This is a genomic window from Streptomyces boncukensis, from assembly GCF_011045075.1.
In the GTDB taxonomy this organism is placed as follows: domain Bacteria; phylum Actinomycetota; class Actinomycetes; order Streptomycetales; family Streptomycetaceae; genus Streptomyces; species Streptomyces boncukensis.
The window spans coordinates 1-2981 of the sequence record NZ_JAAKZZ010000714.1; the positions used below are offsets into that span (position 1 = coordinate 1).

Here is a 2981-nt window from a genome sequence, read left to right on the forward strand (position 1 = left end):
GGCCCCCGCATCGCTCCCCGGTCGCACCCGACCGGGAGCGCAGGCGGATGTGCCGCCCCCTCCCGCGCGGGACGATGGAGGCATGGACATCGACATCCGGCACAGCCCGTCCTTCGCCGTCGCCCGGATCCGCCTCGGCGGGGGCGAGAGCGTCCGCGCCGAGTCCGGCGCCATGATGGCCACATCCGCGGGGATCGAGGTCACGGCGAAGGCCGAGGGCGGCCTGACCAAGGGCCTCAAACGCAGCGTCCTGGGCGGCGAGTCGCTGTTCCTCACCCGGCTGACCGCCGGCCCCGACGGCGGGTGGGTCGATCTCGCTCCCGACCTGCCCGGCGACATGACCACCATCGAGGTCGGCCCCGGCGTCAACCTGGCGCGCGGCGCGTGGCTGTGCTCGTCCGACAAGGTGGAGATCAACACCAAGTGGGGCGGGTTCAAGAACCTGGCCGGAGGCGAGGGCGGCTTCCTGGTCCGCGCCGAGGGCAGCGGCCCGGTCCTCGCCTCCTGCTACGGGGCGCTCGACCTCGTCGAGCTGGGGCAGGGCGAGACGATGGTCCTCGACTCCGGCCACCTGGTCGCCTTCAGCGACGGCGTCTCCTATACGACCCGGAAGGTGACCCGGGGAATCGTGCAGTCCCTGAAGTCCGGCGAGCGGCTCGTGTTCGAACTCACGGGGCCCGGACAGGTGTGGACCCAGAGCCGGAACCCCTCAGGGCTGAAGTCCGGCTGACCCTCTGTCGCCCCGCGCCCCGAAGGGGCGCGGGGAACTGCGCGACCAACCACAGGACACCCGCAGTCGGCGAAGCGCGGCAAGGGGCTGCCTCTTGGCCGGCATTGGCGGCTGCGGGCGCGTCGTGGCCGGGCGCGCCCCGCGGCGAAGCCGCAAGGAACACGAGCCCCGCGCCCCTGCGGGGCGCTCATGGCTACGGGGCCCAGGCCCGCTCCCTCAGCAGGCGCAGCCCGTTCAGGCCGACCAGCACCGTCGACCCCTCGTGCCCGGCCACGCCCAGCGGGAGCGGCAGCCGGCCCGCGAGGTCCCAGGCGACCAGCACCGCGATGCAGACCCCCGCGATGACCAGGTTCTGCCGCACCAGGCGGCGGGCCCGGCGGGAGAGCGCGACGACGCGGGGCACGGCGGCGAGTTCGTCCCGTACGACCACCGCGTCGGCCGTCTCCAGGGTGAGGTCGGCCCCGGCGCCGCCCATGGCCACGCCGGTGTGGGCCGCCGCCAGCGCCGGGGCGTCGTTGACGCCGTCGCCGACGGCCAGCACCCGCCGCCCGGCGTCCGCCAGTTCGCCCACGGCTGCGGCCTTGTCCTGAGGGAGCAGGCCCGCGCGCACCCGGGTGAGCCCCACCTGCGCCGCCACCCGCTGCGCGGCGCGCGGGTTGTCGCCGGTGAGCAGCAGCGGCGGCCCGCCCGCCAGGGCGCCCAGCTCGCCGACCGTACGGGCCGCGTCCGGGCGCAGCCGGTCGTCCAGCGCGAGCACGCCCACCGGTTCGCCGTCCCGGGTCACGACGGCGGCCGTGCGGCCCGTACGCTCCAGGGCCGCGGCCTCCGACTGCGCGCGCGCCGCGCCCGGACCGGCGTCCGCCTCCAGCAGCCGGGCCGGGGCGCCGACGGCGACCTTGACACCGTCCACCGTGGCCCGTACGCCGAGGCCGGGCGTCGCCAGGAAGTCCTCCGCCTCCGGGATCCGCACGCCCCGTGAGCGCGCCGCCTCCACGACGGCGCGGCCGAGCGGGTGCTCGCTGGGCCGCTCGGCGCCGGCGGCGAGCGCCAGCAGCTCCTCAGCGCCGAGGGAGACCTCCGGCAGCACCCGGATGTCCGTGACGCGCGGCACGCCCTCCGTCAGGGTGCCCGTCTTGTCGAGGGCGACGGCGTCCGTCTCGCCCAGCCGCTCCATCGCCACCGCCGACTTGACCAGGACGCCGTGCCGCCCGGCGTTGGCGATGGCGGAGAGCAGCGGCGGCATGGTGGCCAGCACGACCGCGCACGGCGAGGCGACGATCATGAAGGTCATCGCGCGCAGCAGCGTGGAGTCCAGATCGGCCCCGAAGAAGAGCAGGGGGACGGCGAAGAGCAGGACCGTCGCGGCCACCATCCCCACCGCGTACCGCTGTTCGATCCGCTCGATGAACAGCTGGGTGGGCGCCTTGGTGCGGGACGCCTCCTCCACCATCCGCACGATCCGGGACACCAGCGAGTCGGCGGCGTCGCGGGCGACGGTGACGCGGAGCGCGCCGGTGCCGTTCACGGTACCGGCGAACACCTCGTCGCCGGGCCCCTTGGCGACGGGGAGCGGCTCGCCGGTGACGGTGGCCTGGTCGACGTCGCCGCCGCCGTCGGTGACCCGGCCGTCGGCGCCGATCCGCTCGCCGGGGCGCACGAGTACGGCGTCGCCGACGCGGAGCCGCTCCACGGGGACGCGCTCCTCCGCGCCGTCCGGGCCCACGCGGGCCGCGGTGGCGGGGGCGAGGTCGAGCAGCCCGCGTACGGAGTCGGCGGTGCGGGCCGTGGCGACGGCCTCCAGCGCGCCCGAGCTCGCGAAGATCACGATCAGCAGCGCACCGTCCAGCACCTGCCCGATCGCGGCGGCGCCCAGCGCGGCGGCCACCATCAGCAGGTCGACGTCCAGGGTGCGTGCGCGCAGCGCCTTCAGCCCCTCCCAGCCGGGTTCCCAGCCGCCGCAGGCGTAGGTGAGGGCGTAGAGCGGGCCCCACGCCCAGCCGGGGCCGCCGAGGAGGTGGACCGGGAGCGCCACCAGGAAGAGGGCGAGGGACACGGCGGCCCAGCGCACCTCGGGGAGGGTCCGCACCCACACAGGAACAGATGAACAGAGATTCATTCATTCATCATCGCACGCACCCGGGGCACGAAGCCCCGTAAGGTGGACACATGGGCCATGGAGCAACCCCCGCCGAGAGCGCCGTGCCGCGCGCACATCTGGACCCTCAGAGCGCGCCCCAGGTCGCCGCCACCC

General features: G+C 75.6%; 2 protein-coding genes. One reads left to right on the forward strand and one right to left on the reverse strand.

What is annotated here, in order from left to right:
* The first annotated feature begins 82 nt into the window (after positions 1-82).
* Positions 83-730, forward strand: coding sequence for a TIGR00266 family protein (locus G5C65_RS34665; protein WP_165303034.1), 648 nt, complete (start codon positions 83-85; stop codon positions 728-730).
* 193 nt (positions 731-923) lie between these two features.
* Here the strand turns inward: G5C65_RS34665 and G5C65_RS34670 are convergent, their stop codons facing one another.
* Entirely contained in the window at positions 924-2816 is a 1893-nt protein-coding gene (locus G5C65_RS34670) for a heavy metal translocating P-type ATPase (RefSeq protein ID WP_338146802.1), read from the reverse strand.
* Between the last annotated feature and the right edge of the window lie 165 nt (positions 2817-2981).

What these genes read in the sequence shown, in the direction of transcription:
- G5C65_RS34665 (WP_165303034.1), top strand. Translation starts at nt 83, where the DNA reads ATGGACATCGACATCCGGCACAGCCCGTCCTTCGCCGTCGCCCGGATC.